Source organism: Mesorhizobium sp. M5C.F.Ca.ET.164.01.1.1 (assembly GCF_004792125.1).
In the GTDB taxonomy this organism is placed as follows: Bacteria; Pseudomonadota; Alphaproteobacteria; order Rhizobiales; family Rhizobiaceae; genus Mesorhizobium; species Mesorhizobium wenxiniae.
Map to the genome: position 1 here is coordinate 164072 of NZ_SRTG01000005.1, position 21961 is coordinate 186032.

The window sequence follows — 21961 nt, forward strand, 5'->3', positions numbered from 1 at the left end:
ATCGAACAGGTACCACTATGAAAACATTAGCAAGACTTGGCATCCTTTCAGCTCTCGCCGCCCTCACGCCGTCGCTGGCGTTTGCCCATAGCGGCGGCGCTCACGTCCACGGCTTTTTCGCCGGGCTTGAACATCCGCTCCTCGACATGGACCATCTGCTGGCCATGGTCGCGGTCGGCATGATTGGCGCCCGCGCCGCTGGCCGCAGCTTTGTCCTTGTGCCGCTGTTCTTCGTCTCGGCCATGGTCGCCGGAGCCTTGCTCGGCATGGCGGGCATCGGCCTGCCTTCGCTTGAAACCGGCATCGCGCTGTCGCTGGTGGTCTTCGGCGCCATTGTCGGCCTTGCCAGGCCGCTGCCGCTGGCCGCCGCCGCGGCGTTGACGGCCCTGTTCGGCCTTTTTCACGGCAATGCCCACGGCCTCGAGATTCCCGAGAGCGCCGGCGGCATCGCCTATGCCGCTGGTTTCATGCTCGGCACGTCGATGCTGCATGCGATCGGGGCGTTGTCCGTCTTCAAGTTCGCCCGTTGGCCGATGATGGTCCGCACCGCAGGGCTCGCCACCTCGCTGGTTGGATTGGCCATGGCGGCCCAGACCTTCTGAGTGAGGCGATCAACGCAGGCGGTCGGCAAACAGAACTGGAATGCAGATGAGCCGGAAATTGTCGATGAGGCTGCGGCGCATCCGCGATTTGCTGTACCAGATCCTGAAGATCCGGGCCGAGCGGCTTTGAGGGGCGCGGTTTTCGCGTCCCTCCGGTCGAAATGAGCGTCAGAATTCGAGCGCCTGCCTGAGCGCCGGACCGCTCCTGACGCGCAGATCGAGGTCGGCCTCGATATGGTCGATGTGGTGCAGCATCAGTGCGCTGGCGCGTTCGGAATTGCCATTTTCCAGCGCCTCGAGGATATTCATGTGTTCGCTATGACCGCAGCTCGACACGCCCGAGCGGCCATAGAGTGCGATCACCAGCGATGACCGCGCCACCAGTTCTTCCATGAAGCGCTGGAGGATCGCGTTTCCGGCAACCGAAGCCAGCAGCAGGTGAAAATCGCCCGAAGCTTTGATTTCCGAGCGTCTTGCATTTGGTCCGCGTTCGGCAATGAAGCGGCCCTCTTCATCGAGCTGCGCCTTGAAGGCAGCGACATGCGCCGGCGTCATCCGCCCGGCGGCGGCGATCGCTATACCGGGCTCGATCAGCCGGCGCGAAGCGAAGACCTGACGCGCTTCCTCCGGCGACGGGTTGGCGACGAAGGCGCCACGATTGCGTTCGGTCCGAACCAAGCCTTCGAAAGATAGCATCTGCAGTGCTGCGCGCGCCACGGTGCGGCTGACATCGAACAGAGTGCCGACCTCGCCTTCCGACAGCTTGGTTCCGGGCGCCAGCCGGCGATCGACGATCGCGTCGCGCAACTGGTCGCGGATCGCCTGGGCGCGATCCTCGTTGGCACTGTCGACAGCAGGGAAAGTCTGGTCGGCTATATTCATGATGGTAGTCCCTTCACCTTTCTACCCTGAATCGGGTCGGTTGCAGAGGGCCAAAGTGGATACGATGCCAGAAAAGATTGCATACGATTTTTGCTGGAATCGGCTTCTATCGCCTATAATTTGTGCATAGCACAATCGTGCCGTTTCGGCGGGGCGGCCGGATCTGGTCCCGATTTACCCAAGAAATCAGTCGTTTGAGCCGATGCAGGGCGATTGGCATGCATGATGCTTTGCTTAAGTTGAATTAGAGAGGAAGCTGGATGTCTAAAGCCGCCGAAATTGACATCGTGTCCGTTTCGAAAATCTATGGCGCTACGACTGCCGTCGAAGACATCAGCCTGAAAATTCCCGCGGGAACCTATTGCTGCCTGCTCGGGCCGTCCGGCTGCGGCAAGACGTCGACGCTGCGCATGATTGCCGGGCACGAAAGCATATCGAGCGGCGACGTGCGTCTCGGCAACACAGTGGTCACCCACCTGCCGCCGGCCAAGCGCGGCACCGCCATGATGTTCCAGTCCTACGCGCTGTTTCCGCATCTCGACCTGATCGACAATGTTGCGTTCAGCCTCAAGATGAAAGGTGTCGGCAAGGAGGAGCGCCGCGCCAAGGCGCTCGTCATGCTGAAGCTGATGCAGATGGAAGCCTATGCCGGCCGCCGCCCGGCGCAGCTTTCGGGCGGACAACAGCAGCGGGTCGCTCTGGCCCGCGCGCTGATCACCGACCCCGAGGCGCTGCTGCTCGACGAACCGCTCTCGGCACTCGATCCGTTCCTGAAGATCCGGATGCGGGCGGAACTGAAGAAGCTGCAGACGTCGCTCGGTATCACCTTCGTCCACGTCACCCACAGCCAGGAGGAGGCCATGGCGCTCGCCGACCTCATCGTGGTTATGAATGACGGCCGCATCGAGCAGGCGGCGCATCCGCGCACCGTCTTCGAGCGACCAGCCACCGCGTTCGTCGCCCGCTTCATGGGCGATCACAACGTCGTCTCCGGCCGCGTCACCGGCAGTCGCGATGGCATGGTTGTTTTCGATGTGCCGGGTGGCGGCCCGCTTGCGGCCAGCGGGCAGGGCAGGGTGATCGGCGAGCCGATCGATATCGCCATTCGCACCGATCATGTGCGGATAGGCGACCCGCCGGCCACGGGGCTGGGCTTCACCGGCATCGTCTCCAATATCGAGTACCGCGGCTCGACCGTGAAGCTCTCGGTCAATGGCGCCGGCATCGAGGATTTTACCGTGATCGTCGACGACACCAGCTTCTTCGCCAAGCCGGTGGCCGTCGGCGACGCCGCGCCGATCGCCTGGGACACCGAGGACGCGATCGTCCTTGGCCGTCTCGATTCCTGAACCCGAACAACCAATCAAAACAGGGGAACTGACATGACCAACACCACCGACAAGAAGACAGGAATTTCCCGCCGCTCGCTGCTCAAGACAGGTGCCGCCGCCGTCGGTCTTGCCGCCGGCTCCGGCGTGATCACCGGGTTCCCGACGATTTGGGCGCAGAACCCGATCACGCTGCGCCAGTTTGGCACCGGCGTGTCCAACCTCAACGCCATCGCCGACAAGTGCAAGGCCGATCTCGGCATCACGCTGGAGATGACGGCGACCGATTCCGATGCCGCCGCCCAGCGCGCGGTGACCCAGCCGGACAGCTACGACATCGCCGACATCGAATACTGGATCGCCAAGAAGGTGTATCCGTCCGGCGTGATGCAGCCGATGGATGTCAAGAAGCTGAAATATTACGACAAGATCGTACCGCTCTTCATCACCGGCAAGCTGACGCCCGACAGCGTCATTGCCCAGGGCACCGCGCCACATACGGTCGGCTTCGTCGAGGCGCAGGACGCCAAGACTTTCGCCAAGCAACCGACGCAGTGGATGACGATGGTTCCGACCATCTACAATGCCGATACGCTCGGCATCCGCCCCGACCTTGTCGGCCGCGACATCACCACCTGGGCCGACATCATGGATCCGGCCTTCAAGGGCAAGGCTGCCATCCTCAACATTCCGTCGATCGGCATCATGGATGCGGCGATGATCATGGAAGCCATGGGCAACATCAAATATGCCGACAAGGGCAACATGACCAAGGAGGAGATCGACAAGACGATCGACTTCCTGATCAAGGCCAAGCAGGACGGCCAGTTCCGTGCGTTCTGGAAATCGTTCGACGAGAGCGTCAACCTGATGGCATCGGGAGAAGTGGTCATCCAGTCGATGTGGTCGCCGGCCGTCGCTGCGGTCCGCTCCAAGGGCATCGCCTGCAAGTACCAGCCGCTCAAGGAAGGCTACCGCTCATGGGGCGGCGGCCTTGGCCTTGCAGCGCATCTCAAGGGCGCCGAACTTGACGCTGCCTACGAATATATCAACTGGTACCTGTCCGGCTGGGTCGGCGCCTACCTCAACCGCCAGGGCTACTACTCGGCCGCCATGGATACGGCCAAGCAGTTCATGTCCGAGGACGAATGGGGCTACTGGGTCGACGGTAAGCCGGCAAAGGGTGACATCATGGCGCCGGACGGCAAGGTCATGGAGAAGGCGGGCGCAGTGCGCGACGGCGGCTCCTTCGTCGAGCGCATGGGCAAGGTCGCTTGCTGGAACTCGGTCATGGACGAGGACCGCTACATGGTGAGGCGCTGGAACGAATTCATCGCCGCGTAGCGCAAGGCCGGCAATAACTGAGATGTTGCATTCCTTGGCGCCCCCCTCTGTCCTGCCGGACATCTCCCCCACTTGGGGGGAGATTGGCAGCTTCGTTGTTGGCGACTCTTCTTGCAACGTTGGAGATTGGCGAAAGCGGCGGCGACGGCCGATCTCCCCCCAAGTGGGGGAGATGTCCGGCAGGACAGAGGGGGGCGCGACGGATCACAGCTTGCCAGATTATCGGCCCTCCTCATCGCACCAAGGCTGTTCCAGATGACTGTGGCTCTCGATCAGCCTATAGCCGCCGCCAAACCCGCCAGGCGTCGCCGCCGCGTCTCGGTCGCCCGCCTCATCCCCTACCTGCAGGCGGCGCCGCTGGCGCTGATCCTCGGCGCGTTTCTTTTGCTGCCGATCCTGATGATCGCCGTGGTCTCCTTCTGGGATTACGACTTCGCGGCGATGTACCCGGATTTCCTGACCACCAACTACGCCGACACGCTCGGCTCCTGGGTCACCTGGAAAACCTACCTGAACACGTTGAAGTACGCCGCCATCGTCTGGGCGCTGACGCTGTTCATCGGCTTCTGGGTCGCTTATTTCCTCGCCTTCCACATCAGGACCACGGCCATGCAGATGGTGCTGTTCCTGGTCTGCACGGTGCCGTTCCTGACCTCCAACATCATCCGCATGATCTCGTGGATTCCAGTGCTTGGCCGCAACGGCCTGGTCAATACGACGCTGGTTGAGATCGGGCTGATCCCGAAGCCGATCGAATGGCTGCTCTATTCCGAATTCGCGGTGGTGCTCGCGATGGTGCATCTCTACACGTTGTTCATGGTGACGCCGATCTTCAACACGCTGATGCGTATCGACAAGTCGCTGATCGAGGCCGCCCGCGATGCCGGCGCTTCCGGCTGGCAGGTCCTGTGGAACGTTATCATCCCGCTCGCCAAGCCCGGCATGGCGATCGGCACCATCTTTGTCGTCACGCTGGTGATGGCCGACTTTTCGACGGTGCAGGTGATGTCCGGCGGTCAAAGCGCTTCCGTCGCGCTGATGATGAAGAACCAGATGTCGCTGCTGCAATATCCGGCGGCCGCCGCCAATGCGGTCGTGCTGCTGGTGCTGGTGCTGCTGATGGTCGCCGGCATCCTGCGCATCGTCGACATCCGCAAGGAGCTGTGACGTGAGCCACGACAAGCGCACCCTCGAATTCTACGTGCTGGCGGCCTTCTTCGCCCTATTCGTGCTGTTTCTCTACGGCCCGCTCTCGGCGATCCTGATCCTCTCCTTCCAGGGCGAGAATGGCGGGCTGACATTCCCATTGAACGGCGTTTCGCTGCACTGGTTCGCCAATCTGTTCGAGCGCCAGGCGGTCGGCGATTTCGGCGGCAGCTTCAAACGGTCCTTCATCCTTGGCCTGATGGTGATGATCGTGACCGTTGTCGTGTCACTGCTTGCCGGTCTTGCCTTCCGGCAAAAATTTCGTGGCGCCACCGCATTGTTCTATCTGGCGGTCGCCAGCCTGGTCGTGCCGTCGATCATCATCTCGCTCGGCATTGGCGTCGTCTTCCAGCAGGTCGGCTTCCGCCCCGCCTGGTACACGTCTGCCTTCGGCGCGCATCTGACATGGACCTTGCCCTTCGGCGTGCTGATCATGTTCGCCGTCTTCAACCGGTTCTCGCCGGCCTATGAGGAAGCCGCGCGTGATCTCGGAGCGTCGTCCTGGCAGACCTTCGCGCATGTCGTTCTGCCGATGATCGCGCCTAGCCTGATCGGCGTCGGCCTGTTCGGTTTCACCCTGTCCTATGACGAGTTCGCCCGCACGCTGATGACCTCGGGCACGTTCAACACGTTACCGCTCGAAATCTACGGCATGACGACGAATGTGACGACGCCGGTGCTCTATGCACTGGGCACCGTGACATCAGTATTTTCCTTCCTGGTGATCCTGCTGACGCTTGGCGCAATCGTCTATGTCGGGCGCCGCCGGGCGCGTCCTTGAGAACCGCAATGCAGATCCTCGTTGCCAATCCGAACACCACCGCCAGCATGACCGAAACCATTGCAGCGGCGGCGCGGTTGGTTGCCGGCGCCGGTACGGACATCGTCGCCGTCACCTCGACGATGGGTCCGGTTTCGATCGAAGGCTATTATGACGAGGCGCTCGCCGTGCCGGGCCTGCTGGTCGAGATCGCCGCGGGCGAACGGTCGGGCGCGCAGGCCGCGGTCATCGCCTGTTTTGACGATACGGGCTTGGATGCTGCGCGCGCTATGGCCAACATTCCGGTCGTCGGCATTTGCGAGACAGCGCTCAGCACGGCCTCGTTCATCGCGCAGCGCTTCACCGTCGTCACCACGACCGAGCGCTCGCGGGTGCCGGTCGAAGGGCTGGTGCAGCGCTATGGCATGGCCGGGCGGGCGCGCGTGCGCGCCGCCGATATCCCGGTTCTTGCCCTCGAAGACCCGGCATCGGACGCGATCCTGAAACTGCGCGGCGAGATCGCGCGCGCGCTCGAGGAGGATCGCGCCGAGGCCATCGTGCTCGGCTGTGCCGGCATGGCCGACCTCGCCGCCGAGCTGCAGCGGGAATTCGGCGTTCCGGTCATCGACGGCGTCGGCGCCGCGGTCAAGCAGGCCGAGGCACTCATCGCGCTTGGCCTGTCAACGTCCAAGCGCGGCGCCTATGCAAACCCGCTGGCAAAGCCTTATCGTGGCGCATTGAAATCCTTCGCCCCCGGTATAGTTGCCGCCGAGTGATCGCAATGCGCCGAACGATCAGAACGCTCGCACTTGAAGACGTGGAAATCCTTGTCGACTGGGCGGCAGCGGAGGGCTGGAATCCCGGCCTTGTCGATGCCGTGGCGTTCCAGGCGGCGGATCCAGAGGGCTTCATCGGCGCCTTTGTCGATGGCGAGATGGTGGCCGGTATTTCGGCCGTCGCCTATGGCGACGATTTCGGCTTCATCGGCCTCTACATCTGTCGGCCGGACAGGCGCGGTGAGGGCCATGGCAAGGCGGTCTGGGATGCCGGCATGGCGCGGCTCGGCGACCGCACGATCGGCCTCGATGGTGTCGTCGAACAGCAGGCCAACTACCGCAGCATGGGTTTTGCGCCGGTCTACCGGACGATCCGGTTCGTCGGGTCGCCGAACGGTCCGGCAGAAGTCGACAGCGGCGTTTGCGTCATAGGCCCGGAACTCATCCCGGATGTCCTGGACTATGACCGCCGATTCTTTCCGGCTTCGAGGCGATCCTTCCTGGACCACTGGCTGCGCCCGCCTCACATGGCGCTTGCGATCGTTAGGGATGGCACGATCGAGGGATATGGCGTCGCGCGCCGATGCCGGGACGGTTGCAAGATCGGTCCGCTCTTTTCCAACAGCCTGGACGCGGCAACTCGACTTTTCGCGGCGTTCGCCAACGCCTCGGGACCCGGAAATGTCCATCTCGACGTTCCCGAGACCAGTGGGAGCTTTGCAGCTTTGCTGTCGTTGGCCGGCCTTCAACCGGGCTTCGAAACGGCTCGAATGTACAAGGGAAAAGCGCCGCAGCTCATGCAGTCCGGCGTCTTTGCGATAACGACCTTGGAGCTTGGTTGAGGCGTGGCGTCAGTTTTTTGTGCGCAGAGCCAGTTGCCCGCGCAACCCGATCAGAGACGATAGCAAGGATACGCGATTCTACTTTTCCTGAACTGAAATGCCGGAATCATCGATGCGAAGTTCCAAACCTTCTGGCTTGGTCTCCTCGCGATAAACGCAAATGCTGAAGGCGATGACGGCGACAACCAGAGCGCCGATGGCGAGGTAGAGATTGTCCTGCTTCATCCGCGGTCGTTAGCACAAGAGGTGGGCGAGTCTAATGAGTTCGATCGGTCTGGCGGACGGACAAGGTATGGCCGATCAGCCCCGGTGACGCCGGTATCCAAGGTTACGTGCGGCGGGTCAGCTAGCCTGCCTCATCCAGTCGGTCGCGTCGTCACGTGCCATAGGGATGATGGCACCGCCATGTTCCCGCATGAGCTAAAAAGTTAGCACGCCTGCATATGCAGCGTTCAGGTCGCGCCAACGCATCAATTTGGGACAGAAGCCGGTCGACGGGAGAAATACTCTCCTGAGAGGCGGGAACAATACCGTCGAAGTGCTGTTAGGGCCGTTCCTCTAACGGAGACAGACCATGTTTTTGCGCGTCGACAAACTTCAAATTGAATTACCGGCACCGGCCCAACAGGATGTCAATGCCGCTTCAGCGCTCCAGGAGTTGCTTGGCGGAAAATACGGAGAAATGTCCACACTCGGTAACTACCTCTTCCAAAGCTTCAATTTCCGATCGAAGAGCAAGTTGAGGCCGTTCTACAGCCTGGTTGCGGCCATCACCGCCGAAGAGCTCGGCCATGTCGAATTGGTCAGCAATGGGGTGTCGATGCTTGCGAACGGCCCTGATGAACCCGGCGCTGACACGGTAGGTCCGACAGATATCACCGGCGCGCCGTTCGAAATGATGAAGGACGCACGTCTGGCTGCCGGATTTTTGTCGCATGGTGGTGGCGCCGTGCCGATCGATTCAAATGGCCTGAGCTGGAACAAGGATTTCGTTACAACGACCGGCAACGTCATTTTCGACCTCCTCCACAATTTCCACCTCGAATGCGGAGCCCGCCTTCACAAACTGCGGGTCTACGAAACCTTGTCGGACCCGACCGGACGGGAGGTCTGCGGATATTTGCTGGTAAGGGGATCGGTGCATGCCCATGCATATGCCCTCGCGCTCAAACAGATAACGGGTGTCGAAATCGAGAAGATGCTTCCAACGCCCAACATTCCGCTGGCAAACATCCCGGAGAGCCAGAAATATCTTGAGGAAGGCTCGCACCGACGTCTTTATACATTCAGTCCCGAAGATTACCGTGAGATAGCTGGGATCTGGGGCAATGGCGAAATGGCTCTCCCGGACGATCCTCCAGGTGAATTGGAGGTTGTCGAAGGAATGCCGGATGGCGGAAAGATCCAGGAGTTGGTGGGAGAGCCATCGGCTTTCACACCGGATTACGCGCCTGAGGAAATGTACGAGATTGCATCCAAACTTTACAAGGCGTCTCGGTAACGAGCCTCGATCGGTTAGCGAGCTTGCGTCGAAGCCAGCTGACCTCCCTTATCCAGCCGGTCGCGCAGCATGCTCAGGGGAAGCAGCATGTTTGCGCTGCCGCATCAGGCTATGGAACGGGATCGGCGACGGCGGCGCAAACGCAGCGGCAATTCCTGAGGCTTTGTTCCGCTCGCCCAGTCCGCAAGCACCTACCCATGCTCCTCGTCATGGCGATACCGTCGTTGCAGGCAAAGCCCGCGATCAGGCCGGGCCCAGCCGGACACCGTCCCGACTCGCGCTCCGGCTAATACAGCGGCGTGGCCATGTGCCGGGGCGTCGGCCATTCGGTCGTGATCCCGGGCTGCACCGGCCGCTCGAGATAGGTCGACAGAACCACATAGCTTCGCGTCGAGGTGACGCCAGGCGTTTCGTAAAGACGCGACAGTAGACCTTCGAGCGCCCTTGTGTCCTCGGTGCGGACCTTGATCAGCATGCATGTGTCGCCGGCCACGGAATGAATCTCCTCGACTTCGGGGTGTTCGGAAATCGCCATCAGTTCAGGGGTCTTTCCCCAGCCCTTGGTGTCGATGTGCACAAAAGCGAGCAACGGCTTGCGCACCGCCTTGGGATCGATGATCGCCGCGGTGTTGCGGATGGCGCCGCTGCGCCGAAGCCGCTTCACCCGTTCATGGGCTGCCGGTGGTGACAGGCCGACACGGTCGCCGAGCTCGGCATAGCTGATCGTGGCGTCGTCGACCAGAACGCCTAATATTTTTCGGTCGGTTGCGTCGACATCGCGGGCGGCGGGCCTGTTCTGCGGAATGCCATCTGTTTCTTCGTCCATAATGAAATTCCTTATTGATGCAGAATTTAATACGGCCATTATCGACGTATGTCGAACAGTGATCAAGTCGCAACTTTGACGGCAAGGCCGCCTATCCCGGCGCTGGCTTATCTGCTGACCGGGTGCATAGCCGTGATCGGCTCCAACTCGCTGGTCCTCGGTCCGATAGCACCGGCAGTGGCCGCGTCGTTTACGACGAGCGTGCCGGCCGTCATGATCGCGTCCGCCGCGTTCGGCCTCGGGACATCCGCAAGCGCCCTGTTTCTGGCGCGCTATATCGACCGGCTTGGTGCCCGCCGCATGCTGCAAGGGGCGTTGCTGCTGCTGGCGATAGCGCTTCTCGCCAGCGCCGCCGCGCCGACGGTAACGACGCTGGTTGCAGCCCAGCTTCTCGCCGGCTTAGCTGCCGGCGTCGCCATGCCGGCAATCTATGCCAGTGCCGCTGTGATCGCGCCGCCTGGTCGCGAAAGCGGGACCATCGGCGTCGTGCTGACCGGCTGGACCCTGAGCATGGTCGCTGGTGTCGCGTTGTCGGCAGTAATTGCCGACCTCGTGCATTGGCGCGCCGTTTTTGCGGCGGTCGCGGTGCTTGCCGCGCTCGCATTGACCGGTCTTACGCTGACGTCGTTGAGCGACGTCAGGAAAAGCGGCCCGGCGCCGACGCCGCTTGGCGCTTTGGCCGTTCCCGGCATAGCGCCGCTCCTGATCGCCTGCGGCGCCTTCATGACCGCCTTCTACGGCGTCTATGGATATCTTGGCGATCATCTTCATAATGGCTTGGGACGGCCGGTCAGTGCCAACGGCTTGGCGGCGCTCGCCTATGGCGCCGGCTTCGGCATGGCGGCGCTTCTCGACGGCGTGATCGATCGCCTGGGAGCGCGACGCGTCACGCCATTCGCCTATCTTCTCGTTGCGGTCGTCTATGTCGCGCTTGCCGTGGCAAGCGGCAGCTTCGGCCTGACCATCGCGATGGTGGCGGCCTGGGGTCTTGCCAATCATTTTGGACTGAACGTCCTGGTGATGCGCCTCTCGGCGCTCGATCCGGCGCGGCGCGGCACGATCATGGGTCTGAACAGCGCCGTGACCTATCTCGCGGTGTTTGTCGGCACCACGGCCTTCGGACCGCTTTATTCCAGTTTTGGTTTTGCGGCATCGGCCGTGGTCGCAGCGTTGCTCATGCTGGTCGCGGCCTCAGCGGCGGTGTGGCGTTCGCCGCGGTCCGTGCAGTCGGGGAGCCACGCGGCTGATCGAGACGTTCAATCCCCTGGCGGTCAAGGTCTATGAGCGTCGGGGTTATCGGCCTTTCGGCGTACTTCCCGATCTTCCCGTCGGCCGCAGCCGCGTCTTCCTGCAGAAGAATTGTCGGCTTGATTAGCCGGCGAGGCGTCCGCCGCGCATCGGCTGTGGCACACCGGTGGTGGTCGGGAAGCTGATCGGCAGGCCCCTGAGCACGCGAACCGCAAGGAAGGCAAAGCATTCCGCCTCCACCGCGTCACCCTTCCAGCCGAGCGCCTCCGCCGGAACGGCTTCGACACCGGCACGGCTGGCGAGCATGGCCATGATCGTCGGGTTGTGGCGGCCGCCACCGCTGACCACCAGCCGCTTCGGCCGGTGCGGCAAGAGGTCGAGCGCTTTGCCGACGGCGGCGGCGGTGAAGGCCGTCAGCAGTGCAGCGCCATCCTCAGCGTTCATCCCGTCCGCCATGGCTGCGCCGAAATCGAACCGGTCCAGCGACTTTGGATAGGGCTTGGCCAGATAGGGATGCTGCAAGAGCTTGGCCAGCCGGGCTTCGTCGACAGTGCCGGCGCGGGCCAGCGCGCCGTCGCGGTCCATTTCGCCGAGCCCTTTGGACTTGATGAAATCGTTCAACGGCGCATTGGCCGGTCCGGTGTCGAAGGCAACGACATTGTCCTTGCCATCCCACCACGTGACGTTGGCGACGCCGCCGAGATTGAGAACGGCCGTGTCGCCGCTGGCGTCGGCATCGCGTAGCAGCGCGGCGTGATAGGCCGCGGACAGCGGCGCCCCTTGCCCGCCGGCGCCTATGTCGGCCGAGCGGAAGTCGTAGGCAATTTTGGTATCCAGGATGGCATGCATCAACTCGCCATCGCCGAGCTGGCGGGTCTGGCCGAGCCGGCCGACTTGCGGCGCACGATGCAGCACGGTCTGGCCATGGAAGCCGACGACCCCGATATCGGCCATCGTCAGCCCGTAACCTTCGACAAGGTCCTTGACGGCTGCTGACTGGGCGCGCGTCAGCGCCTCTTCGGCCTCTCGAAAAATCGCCGGCTCCGGTCCAGTGAAATTCCATGCCCGAGCCCGATCCAGCGTCTCTTCTAGGAGGGTCCGGATCGACTGAGGGTAGGGCGCCAGCGTGTAGGTGCCGAAATCCGCGATCCGCTCGCCATCCGTCTTGATCAGCGCGACGTCGATATTGCCGTCGAGGACGGTGCCGGTCATCAGGCCGACGGCCCAGATTGGCTGGCCACTTTTCGCTATCATGTTTGTTAGGCTCCATTGGCGAGCGCCGACCGATTGGCGAAGCGATTCCGCTGTTGAATGATGTGTCGGATGGATCCGTTTGGCGAGCAAGGTCCATGCATTGCCTTTGTCGAGGTCGATCCACAGCCGATGCCGGTAAAGCGGTATGCCCGACCGTCCCGGCACAGCCGGCCGCCGCCAGCCCTCATCCTCATACGGGCTTTTCGCCTATCGCCTTTCGCAGGAATCCTCCCGCATTGTCGAGCGCCTTACGCGCCACTTCGACGCTCATGCCGGTGATTGTCACCAGGATCGCCAGCTTCACGTCTTTGCCGGTCTGGTCGAGCGCCCGTCGTGCCTGCTGCGCTGTGCAGCCGGTGGTCTGCATCACGATCCCAACCGCCCTGGCGACGAGTTTCTTGTTGCGGGGATTAAGGTCGACCATCAGGTTCTGATAGCTCTTGCCGATCCGGATCATGCTGGCTGTTGTCAGCATGTTGAGAACCAGCTTCTGCGCGGTTCCCGACTTCAGCCGGGTCGAGCCGGCGAGAACTTCGGGGCCGACAAGCGGAGAGATGGCAATGTCGGCAATGCCGGCAATGGTCGATCTGGGATTACAAGAGAGCGCCACTGTCGTCGCTCCCACCTGCTTTGCGTAGGTCAAACCGCCGATCACATAGGGCGTGCGGCCGCTGACCGCGATGCCGACCACCACATCGTCGGCGGTCAACTTGATGTCCTGCAATGCATTCATGCCTTGTTGCGGATCATCCTCGGCGCCTTCCGCAGCCCGCATCAGCGCTTTGGGGCCGCCTGCGATCAGGCCGAGCACCATGTCCTCGGGCACACCGAATGTCGGTGGACACTCCGAGGCGTCGAGAACTCCCAACCGGCCGCTCGTGCCGGCGCCGATGTAGACAAGCCGCGCGCCTTTTTGAAACGCACTAACGATCCGGTCTACCGCGGCAGCGATTTCCGGAATGACTTTCTCGACAGCGGCCGGAACGCCGCTGTCCTCGTCATTGATCATGCGCAGGATCTCGATGGTCGGCAGCAGGTCGATATCCATCGTCTTCGGGTTCCGGTCCTCGGAAACCAACCGCTCCAACTCCGACATCAACGCCTGTTCGCTCATCCGCTTGCTTTCAAAGTTCTTGCCGTCGGCAATAAGTAATGTGATGCGGCGCAAAGCGTCGACCAGTACCAGCATTGACGGACCTTCACCGCTTCAAACAAATGTTGATAAGATCATCTGTTGTTGATAATGTCAGCCATGAATTGGACGGGCCGGGTGAGACGATGGACAATCTTGGATCACAGGAACGAGCAGTGCTGGATCTCATCGCGGCGAACCCATTCGCCGGCCAGCAGGACATTGCGAGCGCGCTCGGCATTGCCCGCTCGACCGTCGCGGCCCACATCGTGCAGCTCGTCAACAAGGGCTACATTCTCGGCCGCGGCTATGTGTTGCCGGCCTCCAAACGCATGATCTGCATCGGCGGCGCAGTTCTGGACCGTAAGTACCACGCCAAGAAGGATCTGATCTTCGAGACGTCGAACCCGGTCGACGGTTATCGCAGCTTCGGCGGCGTCGCCCGCAACGTCGCCGAGAACCTTGTCCGCCTCGGCGTCGACGTAAGCTTCGTCTCGATTGTCGGCGATGATGAAACCGGCCGCTCGCTGGTGCGGCATCTGCGCGATCTCGGCGCTGACGTCAGCCAGGTCATCACCACCACGGAGCGGCCGACGGCGGAATATGCGGCCATCCTCGATCTCAACAACGATCTCGTCCTCGGCATCGCCGACATGGAGATTTTCGATCTGTTTTCGCCGTCCTATCTCGACCGTTTCTGGCCGCATCTTGCTTCGGCGACATGGGTGTTCATCGACTGCAACCTGCCGGCCGCAACGATCGCAGCGCTGATGTCGCGCAAGCAGGGCGCGCGCTTCAAGCTCGCCGTCGACACGGTGTCGTCGCCGAAATCGGCGCGCCTGCCGAAGGACCTGACCGGCATCGACCTCTTGTTCACCAACCACGACGAGGCCAACATGATGCTTGGCGTCACCGATGCCGACAAGCGCCTGAAGCCGAAGGAGGCAGCGAGGGCGCTGCGCGCGGCCGGCGCCAGCGAGGTGATCGTGACCATGGGTGCGCATGGATTTGCGGTGGCGACCGAAAGCGGCGTGGCGACGATGCGTTCCGTCCCGGCCCGCGCCGTCGACATCACCGGCGCCGGCGACGCCATGATTGCCGGCACAATGTACAAGGTGCTTTCGGGCGATCCCGTGCCTCACGCGGCGCGCACTGGCGCACTGCTCGCCACGCTGACCACCGAGAGTGAATCCAGCGTTCATCCAGATCTGTCGCCGCGCCTCCTCACTGCCGGCATGTACCGCATTCCCGCCTGAAAGCGAGACGACCCTGAAAGCGAGACGACGATGAAACCTTCACTTCTCCACCTGAACAGCGAAGTCGCGGCAGCACTTCAAGAAGGCCGCGCGGTGGTGGCGCTGGAATCGACGATCATCACCCACGGCATGCCCTATCCGGCCAATCTGGAGACCGCGCGCGGCGTCGAAACCGTGGTGCGCGAGAACGGTGCGGTGCCCGCCACGATCGCGGTGGTCGCCGGCAAGATCAAGGTCGGGCTTGACGACACTGAGCTGGAGCAGCTGGCAGGGGCAAAAGACGTGGTCAAGGCATCCGGGCGCGACCTCGCCGCCATCATGGTGGGCGGCGGGTCGGCCGGAACCACGGTCTCGGCGACGATGCGGATCGCTGCACTCGCCGGCATCGGCATTTTCGCGACCGGCGGCGTCGGCGGCGTGCATCGTGGCGCCGAGGCCACTTTCGATATCTCGGCCGACCTGACCGAACTCGGCCAGACCGGCACGACCGTCGTCTGCGCCGGCGTAAAATCGATCCTCGATATTGCAAAGACGCTGGAATATCTGGAAACCCAGCGCGTGCCGGTGATTGCCTATCAGAGCGACGATTTTCCGGCCTTCTATACGCGCTCCAGTGGACTGAAAGCCGATCACCGCATCGATACGCCCGAGGACATTGCGCAGGCCATGCTGCTGCACGAGCAGATCGGCTCGGGCACCGGCATCCTTGTCGCCAATCCAATTCCGGAAGTGGATGCGCTCGATCCGGCCTTCATCGACGGCACGATCACGGCAGCGGTGGCGGAAGCCGAAGGACGCGGCATCGGCCGCAAGGAGCTGACGCCGTTCCTGCTCGCCCGCATCAATGAGCTTTCGCAGGGTCGCAGCCTGAAGGCCAATATCGCGCTGGTCCGCAACAACGCCGCGCTTGCCGCCCGCATTGCGGTGGCGTATGCGGGATTGAAGCCCATGGGCAGATAGACAAAGCACCCGGCTGGCGCTACCCACCTTCGATTCCAGCCTCATAGGGGCGGCACGTCACGTATGCTGGCCGCCGGCGCGAGATCGAATACCCGCCCGGCATTGAGGATATTGTTCGGGTCGAAGGCCGCTTTCAAGCGCCGCATGGCGGCGATCTCGGCATCGCTGCGCACCAGGTGCAGCCATTCCTTCTTATCGAGGCCGATGCCATGTTCGGCCGAGACGCCGCCGCCGGCCGCAGCCACGCCCCGATAGACGATGTCGTATGCGGCCGCCGGATCCATGGTGCGCACCTGATAGTGCAGATTGCCATCGCCGAGGTGGCCAAAGACATAGATGTCGGCGTTGCGGTCGATGGCCTGGATCGCAGCTTCCGCTTCTTTCAGGAAAGTCCCCATCCGCGCCAACGGGATGCTGATGTCGACGCCGATCAGGTCTTTTATCGAAAACAGGAAGCGATTGGCGTCCTCTCGCACCGCCCAGAGCGCGCGGAATTCGCGCGGCGACTGCGAGACCACCACGTCGTCGATCACGCCGTCCTCGACCGCCTGCATTAGCACAGCGGCAAAACGTTCGCCGTCGCGGTCGGGCTCGCTGCCCTGTATCTCGGCGAGCACATAGACCGGTGAGCCGACGGGCAGCGGCGCCGGCGCGTCCATGCCGGCGACCATGGCGCCGTAGAGCGGTGCGAAATTCACTTCATAGGCCGAGAGCAGGGGTCCAAGCCTCTGCCTGAGCAGGCCGAGCAGCGCGATCGCCGCGTCGAGCGAAGCAAGCGCGCAGAAGGCGTTGACCTCTGTGGACGGCTTCGGGTGCAGCCGCAGGCATGCGCGCGTGACGACGCCAAGCGTGCCTTCGCTGCCGATGAAGAGCTGGTTGAGGTCGTAACCGGAATTGTCCTTGGGCAAGCCCTTGAGCGAGGTAAGGATGCTGCCGTCGGCAAGCACCGCTTCCAGGCCGAGCACCTGCGCGCGGTACATGCCGTAGCGCAGCACCCGGATACCGCCGGCATTGGTGGCGACATTGCCGCCGACCGTGGCTGTACCGCGCGCGCCGATGTCGACGCCAAACAGCAAGCCGGCCGCATCGGCCGCGTCCTGCACCATTTGCAGCGGCGCGCCGGCCTCGGCGACGATCGTCGCCGCCTCGCGGTCGGGAGCCGCGATCGCCGTCATGCGCTCCAGCGACAGCACCGCTTCGCCGGGCTGGATGCGAGCCGCACCGGCAAGCCCGGTCCGGCCGCCTTGGACGACAAGCCTCTGCCGGGCGTCGTTGCACAGGCGCAGTATGTCCGACACCTCGCCGGTAGTGTGCGGACGCAGCACGAACTCCGGCGGTGCGCCGGTCTTGCCGTCGGGATCTTCCTGGTAGCGTGGTCCGGCATCGTTGGCCGAAACCATCGATGACCTGTCCAGCCGCTTTTCCAGCCGCGACAGGAGCTCGGCAACCTTCTGTGACATGAGCCTCACTCGTCCGCCCTAGGCGCCTCGCCATCGGCGCGAACCAATTTGATGTCGGCTCCCGCCGCCCAGGCGCCGATATCCTCGCGGCGCAATGCCGCCGCCGTCATGTCCGGAAACAGATCCGGCGTGCAGGCGAAGACCGGAATGCCAAGCGCCGCAACCGAACCTGCCATGGCCGGGTCATATCCGGGCCGGCCCTGGTCGGTCAGCGCCAGAAGCACGACGACATTGACACCGGATCGAACCAGCGCCGCCAGCCGCCGCAGCAGCTCCTGGCCATTGCCGCCCTCATAGAGGTCGGTGATTAGCACCAGATGCGACTTGGTTGGCCGCTCGATACGGTCGGCGCAGTAGGCGACGGCCTGGTTGATGTCGGTACCGCCGCCAAGCTGCACGCCGAACAGCACTTCGACGGGATCGCTGAGTTCTTCGGTAAGGTCGACGATGGCCGTATCGAAACAGACGAGCTTAGTGCGCACAACCGGCAGCGAGGCCATCACCGCTGCGAAGATCGAGGCGTAGATGACCGAGCTTGCCATCGAGCCGGACTGGTCGACGCAGAGAACAACTTCGTCGAGATCGACCAGCCGGCGCTGCTTGCGCATGAAACCAACCAGCTTCTCCGGCACGATAGTCTTATGCTCGGGCTGGTAGTGGCGAAGGTTCGCCGAGATGGTGCGCTGCCAGTCGATATCGCGTGCACGCGGGTGGTTGGTGCGCCTCGATCGGTCGAGTGCGCCGCGTATCGCCTCGGCGGTTTTCTGCTCCAGCCTTTGCATCAGCTTGGCAACGATATCGGCGATGATCGTGCGGGCGATGTCCTTGGTCTTGGCCGGCATGACCGAGCGCAGCGAAATCAGGTCGGCGACGAGGTTGACGTCGGCCTCGATCGCTTTGAGGAATTCCGGCTCCATCAGCATCTGCTTCAGGTCCAGCCGTTCGAAAGCGTCCTTCTGGACGATCTGAACGACCTGCGCGGGAAGAAGGAGCGAATGTCGCCCATCCACTGTGCAACGCGCGGCGCCGAGCGGCCGAGTCCGCCGCGCCGCTTGCGCGGGTCGCTGGCTGCGGCGCTGTCGCCGTCGCCGTAGAGAGCATCGAGCGCCGCCGAAAGCCGTTTGTCGTCGCTGGAAAGCGACGGCGATGCCTCATCGGCGGCGCCGATCGCCAGGCGCCAGCGGCGCTCCCTGCCGCCATCGGCTGTGAGTGGGCCGGCCTCGTTCATTTCGCCCTCGTCATCCATTGCCGTTTCCTCCCGTGAGCAATGGTCCAAGCAGCTCCAGGTGTCGGCGCCACGCCTCGCCGCCATCCGGTGTCGGCGTCAGGCCGGCCGGCAAGCGCGCGGCGCGGCCGAGAACTGCCTCGATCAGCCGCCGGCGCTCCATGCTGTCCAGATTGGAAAAGATGCGGCGCAGCAACGGCAGGTGCGCGATGAAAGCATCTTCGTCGAGCGATTTAAGCCAGGAATCGACAGCGCCGCGCAGACCTTCATCATAAATCAGCCGTTGACCGGCTGTGCTGAAGAAGCCCTCGAAGAACCCTGCCGCTTCAGTGACCGGCGTGCCCGGCGACAGGCGTCGCCCGAGCAGCCCGGCCGCGGCTTCGGCGGGCAGCCGGCCGGCTTCGTAGAGCAGGTGCGCGGCGCATCCGGCCAGCAGCGCCGTCGACCGCGAACCCTCCAGCACGGCAGCCAGCCCGTTGCGCCATCGGTTCAGCACGTCTTGCCCGGGCTCGACCAGCCTGATCGCTTCATCGGCCTTGCGCATCGCGCCAACCAGCGTCGCGGCGGCCTGCTCGTCCAGATCGCGTGCCGCATAGGGAAGCGCGATCGCAGCTTCGACGATCAGCCGCTCCATGAGGCCGGACAGCCGGTTCGTTTCCGTTTTGCGGGCCTCGCCGTAGCGGATGATGTCGGCGAGCGGCGGCATCGACGCCAGAATCTCCAGGCATTCGCTGCTGCGCGCCGCTCGGGCCTCCAATGCCGCGAGACCTGCAGTCGATGCTTCCGACAGGCCTGCCGTGATGGCGCCCTGCACCAGTGCCGCAAGCGTATCGAGGGTCGCTGCGGCTTCGATCATCTGGATCAGGCGGCCGTTGGCAGCTTCTTCGATGGTCGGCCCGTAAATCAGGTTCTCCACCAGGCGAACGGCATATTCCGGCTCCCAGGACAGGATCCACCGCTCACGAAAGGTGCCGCGGCTACGACCGGCCTCCGTCAACTTGCCCCAATGCACACCAAGCACGTTCAGCCGATGCAGCAATGTCGAGCGAAACAGCCCGCTGTCGCTTCGCAGGTCTACGGATAGTTCCCGCTCCAGCGCTTCAGGCTTCAGCCGCGCCGCCTTCTGGTTGCGCTGCAGATCATCGATCAACGGCGCCAACGGCGTGTCGGGTGGAATTTCGCCGACGTCCGCACCCAGAAGCAGCTCGGCCTCGACCAGGGCCCACAGCAACGCTTCGCCATTGAACAGAGCCGCAATTGCGGCGTCGCGCAATTCCTCAAACCCGGGTTTCGGCCGCTCGCGAATCGCGGCGAGCGTGCGGGCGAGCCGCTCCGCTTCGATCAGCGCAGCGGTCGAGACCAGGTGACCCTTCACCCGCAGCACCGCTGCAATCATTGCAAGCCACAAGGTTGCCGCATCGCGCCGGCCGCGCGTGCGCCAGAGATGCTTGCACCAGCCGGGTGCGACGACGCCCGCGCCATAGCCGTAGCCCAGCGCCAGACGCGGTCCCGTCCACGGCGCCCATGTCATCGTGCTCTCGCGCCTCGCAATCCCCTTAAGCAGGGCTTGATCGTTTTTCTGCGTGTGTGTCGCCTGCAGTGCCGGCACATGCCACGCCCCGCAGACGACGGCGATAGGTCCGTCGAATTCCTTGCGCGCCGCCGCGATTTCGAACCGCATATGCGCTTCGCGCTGGGCCTCGAACTGCGCGATCGAGCCTTCACCATCCCTTAGCGTCATCATCGCGTCGGAGATGGCGGCGAATATGGGGCCTGGTTCCGGGTTCTGCTCGATGATGTCCGACCACCAGCTCTCGCCATCCTCATAGCCGGCGGCGCGCGCCAGCGTGCCTATCGGATCACGCCGATGCGGAGCCACGTCATCATGCTCGCTTGCTTCCTTCGCTTCGCCAGCATCGACCTTTTCCGCGCCGTGGACCGCCGCTGCCGAGAAGCGCGCCGACGACGGCAGGTCGATGAAGCGCAACGCCGCCTTGTTGTCCACTGCCCAAAGAACCGCCTGATATTCGGGCGAGAACTCGGCGAAGGGCCAGAAGCTTGTCGAAGCCGGATCCTCCTCCGGATAGCAAAGCAATGCTACCGGCGGCTGCATCTCCGGGCGGGCCAGCAACGGCAGTAGCGCGGAGGCATCGATCGGCCCCTCGATCAGCACGGCGACCGGCTGCAAATCCTGCAATGCCTGCACCAGGCTGTCGGCGGAACCCGGCCCGTGATGGCGTATGCCGAAATAAGCGACGTCGCTGTGCCCCATGGCGCGTCAGATCGCTGCGTTCAAGGCCGCATAGTAGCCGGCATAGTCAGGCCGCTTCTTGAGCACTGTTTCCAGATATTCCTCAAGCACTGCCTTGTCCTGTACCGGGTCTTTCACGATCGCGCCGACAAGGCTGGCGGCGAGACCTTCGGCGCCGAGCTTGCCGCTGTCGAACCACGCCGCCTGGCTCAGGCCGCCAACCATCGTCGCGATCGCCTCGGCGGTCGACAGCGAGCCCGAGGGCGTCTTCAGCGTCACCTTGCCGTCGGCGGTCGCACCGGACCGCAATTCACGGAAGATGGTCAATACCCGGGCTATCTCCTCGCCGACATTTTTCGGCACCGGCAGGTCGAGCCCGCCGGCCATCTCATCGACCCGTTTGGAGACGATCGCCACCTCTTCAGCCATGTCTTCCGGCAAGGGCAGAACGACGACATTGAAGCGACGCTTGAGCGCCGAGGAGAGTTCATTGACACCTTTGTCCCGGTTGTTTGCCGTGGCGATGATGTTGAAGCCGCGCTGGGCATAGATCGATGTGTTCAATTCCGGGATCGGCATCATCTTTTCTGAAAGCACGGTGATCAGCGTGTCCTGCACATCCGACCCCATGCGCGTCAGTTCCTCGAGCCGGCAGAGCTTGCCGGTCTGCATGGCGCGGTAGAGCGGCGTCGGCACCAATGCTTCCTGGCTCGGGCCCTTTGCCAGAAGTTGCGCATAGTTCCAGCCATAGCGGATCTGGTTCTCGTCGGTGCCGGCCGTGCACTGCACGATCAGCGTGGAGTCACCCATGATGGCGGCGGCGAGATGTTCAGACACCCAGGACTTGGCCGTTCCGGGAACGCCGAGCAGCAACAGCGCGCGGTCGGTGGCGAGCGTTGCCACCGCGGTCTCCATCAATCGGCGGCGACCGACATATTTTGGCGTTACGGGCGTGCCGTCGCCGGCCTTCCCGCCCAGCAGATAGGTCAGCACCGCCTGTGGCGAGAGGCTCCAGCCGGCAGGCTTTTGCCTGTCGTCACCGCGCGCCAGCGCCTGCAATTCAGAGGCATAGGCCTGCTCGACCGGGAGACGGATGGCAGCGTTCATA

The 21961-nt window shown here is 63.2% G+C and carries 19 protein-coding genes and 1 pseudogene; 11 read left to right on the forward strand and 9 right to left on the reverse strand.

The features are described 5' to 3' along the window. The first annotated feature begins 17 nt into the window (after positions 1-17). Complete coding sequence (locus EN807_RS25040; protein WP_135937078.1) at positions 18-602, forward strand: HupE/UreJ family protein; 585 nt, start codon at positions 18-20, stop codon at positions 600-602. A 168-nt stretch (positions 603-770) separates the two neighbouring features. Here the strand turns inward: EN807_RS25040 and EN807_RS25045 are convergent, their stop codons facing one another. Next, positions 771-1484 carry a GntR family transcriptional regulator gene (locus EN807_RS25045; RefSeq protein ID WP_127315752.1) on the reverse strand — a complete coding sequence of 238 codons (714 nt, stop codon included), beginning with the start codon at positions 1482-1484 and terminating at the stop codon, positions 771-773. Between the two features lie 260 nt (positions 1485-1744). Here EN807_RS25045 and EN807_RS25050 point away from each other — a divergent pair, with 260 nt between their 5' ends. The 6 genes from EN807_RS25050 (at position 1745) to EN807_RS25080 (ending at position 7740) form a co-directional block, all read left to right on the forward strand. Next, positions 1745-2833: an ABC transporter ATP-binding protein gene (locus tag EN807_RS25050; protein WP_127315751.1), complete on the forward strand. Its 1089-nt coding sequence runs from the start codon at positions 1745-1747 to the stop codon at positions 2831-2833. A 33-nt stretch (positions 2834-2866) separates the two neighbouring features. Next, positions 2867-4156: a PotD/PotF family extracellular solute-binding protein gene (locus EN807_RS25055; RefSeq protein ID WP_135937079.1), complete on the forward strand. Its 1290-nt coding sequence runs from the start codon at positions 2867-2869 to the stop codon at positions 4154-4156. Positions 4157-4411: 255 nt separating this feature from the next. Beyond that, positions 4412-5323: an ABC transporter permease gene (locus EN807_RS25065; RefSeq protein WP_135937080.1), complete on the forward strand. Its 912-nt coding sequence runs from the start codon at positions 4412-4414 to the stop codon at positions 5321-5323. A 1-nt stretch (position 5324) separates the two neighbouring features. Next, positions 5325-6143, forward strand: coding sequence for an ABC transporter permease (locus EN807_RS25070; protein ID WP_135937081.1), 819 nt, complete (start codon positions 5325-5327; stop codon positions 6141-6143). Positions 6144-6151: 8 nt separating this feature from the next. Beyond that, positions 6152-6898: an aspartate/glutamate racemase family protein gene (locus EN807_RS25075; RefSeq protein ID WP_127315747.1), complete on the forward strand. Its 747-nt coding sequence runs from the start codon at positions 6152-6154 to the stop codon at positions 6896-6898. A gap of 5 nt (positions 6899-6903) precedes the next feature. After that, entirely contained in the window at positions 6904-7740 is an 837-nt protein-coding gene (locus EN807_RS25080) for a GNAT family N-acetyltransferase (protein ID WP_135937082.1), read from the forward strand. 78 nt (positions 7741-7818) lie between these two features. Here the strand turns inward: EN807_RS25080 and EN807_RS35715 are convergent, their stop codons facing one another. Further along, complete coding sequence (locus tag EN807_RS35715; RefSeq protein WP_082982441.1) at positions 7819-7965, reverse strand: hypothetical protein; 147 nt, start codon at positions 7963-7965, stop codon at positions 7819-7821. A gap of 349 nt (positions 7966-8314) precedes the next feature. Here EN807_RS35715 and EN807_RS25085 point away from each other — a divergent pair, with 349 nt between their 5' ends. Next, the gene (locus EN807_RS25085) at positions 8315-9241 is read left to right on the forward strand and encodes a manganese catalase family protein (RefSeq protein ID WP_065008913.1); all 927 of its coding nucleotides are present in this window, start codon (positions 8315-8317) and stop codon (positions 9239-9241) included. Positions 9242-9527: 286 nt separating this feature from the next. Here the strand turns inward: EN807_RS25085 and EN807_RS25090 are convergent, their stop codons facing one another. Further along, complete coding sequence (locus EN807_RS25090; RefSeq protein ID WP_135937083.1) at positions 9528-10067, reverse strand: Lrp/AsnC family transcriptional regulator; 540 nt, start codon at positions 10065-10067, stop codon at positions 9528-9530. Between the two features lie 48 nt (positions 10068-10115). On the opposite strand from EN807_RS25090, the gene EN807_RS25095 reads away from it, so the two are divergent. Next, the gene (locus EN807_RS25095) at positions 10116-11351 is read left to right on the forward strand and encodes an MFS transporter (RefSeq protein WP_135937084.1); all 1236 of its coding nucleotides are present in this window, start codon (positions 10116-10118) and stop codon (positions 11349-11351) included. Positions 11352-11438: 87 nt separating this feature from the next. Here EN807_RS25095 and EN807_RS25100 read toward each other — a convergent pair whose 3' ends face one another. Beyond that, positions 11439-12569: an anhydro-N-acetylmuramic acid kinase gene (locus tag EN807_RS25100; protein WP_135937085.1), complete on the reverse strand. Its 1131-nt coding sequence runs from the start codon at positions 12567-12569 to the stop codon at positions 11439-11441. 190 nt (positions 12570-12759) lie between these two features. Beyond that, positions 12760-13683 carry an N-acetylmuramic acid 6-phosphate etherase gene (murQ, locus tag EN807_RS25105; protein ID WP_135937170.1) on the reverse strand — a complete coding sequence of 308 codons (924 nt, stop codon included), beginning with the start codon at positions 13681-13683 and terminating at the stop codon, positions 12760-12762. Between the two features lie 194 nt (positions 13684-13877). On the opposite strand from murQ, the gene EN807_RS25110 reads away from it, so the two are divergent. Continuing rightward, a complete protein-coding gene (locus tag EN807_RS25110; protein ID WP_246684336.1) occupies positions 13878-14957 on the forward strand; it encodes a carbohydrate kinase in 1080 nt (359 codons plus the stop codon). A 30-nt stretch (positions 14958-14987) separates the two neighbouring features. Continuing rightward, complete coding sequence (locus EN807_RS25115) at positions 14988-15917, forward strand: pseudouridine-5'-phosphate glycosidase (protein WP_135937087.1); 930 nt, start codon at positions 14988-14990, stop codon at positions 15915-15917. A gap of 41 nt (positions 15918-15958) precedes the next feature. On the opposite strand, the gene EN807_RS25120 is transcribed toward EN807_RS25115, so the two are convergent. From EN807_RS25120 to EN807_RS25135, 4 genes and pseudogenes are all read right to left on the reverse strand, one after another. Beyond that, complete coding sequence (locus EN807_RS25120; protein WP_135937088.1) at positions 15959-17377, reverse strand: FAD-binding oxidoreductase; 1419 nt, start codon at positions 17375-17377, stop codon at positions 15959-15961. A gap of 5 nt (positions 17378-17382) precedes the next feature. Next, positions 17383-18623 (reverse strand): annotated as a pseudogene (locus EN807_RS25125) (VWA domain-containing protein). Beyond that, on the reverse strand, positions 18616-20874 hold the full coding sequence (locus EN807_RS25130; protein ID WP_135937089.1) for a DUF5682 family protein: 2259 nt from the start codon (positions 20872-20874) through the stop codon (positions 18616-18618). Before EN807_RS25130 ends, EN807_RS25125 begins: the two are co-directional and overlap by 8 nt. 6 nt (positions 20875-20880) lie before the next feature. After that, positions 20881-21960: an AAA family ATPase gene (locus tag EN807_RS25135; protein WP_077381511.1), complete on the reverse strand. Its 1080-nt coding sequence runs from the start codon at positions 21958-21960 to the stop codon at positions 20881-20883. Between the last annotated feature and the right edge of the window lies 1 nt (position 21961).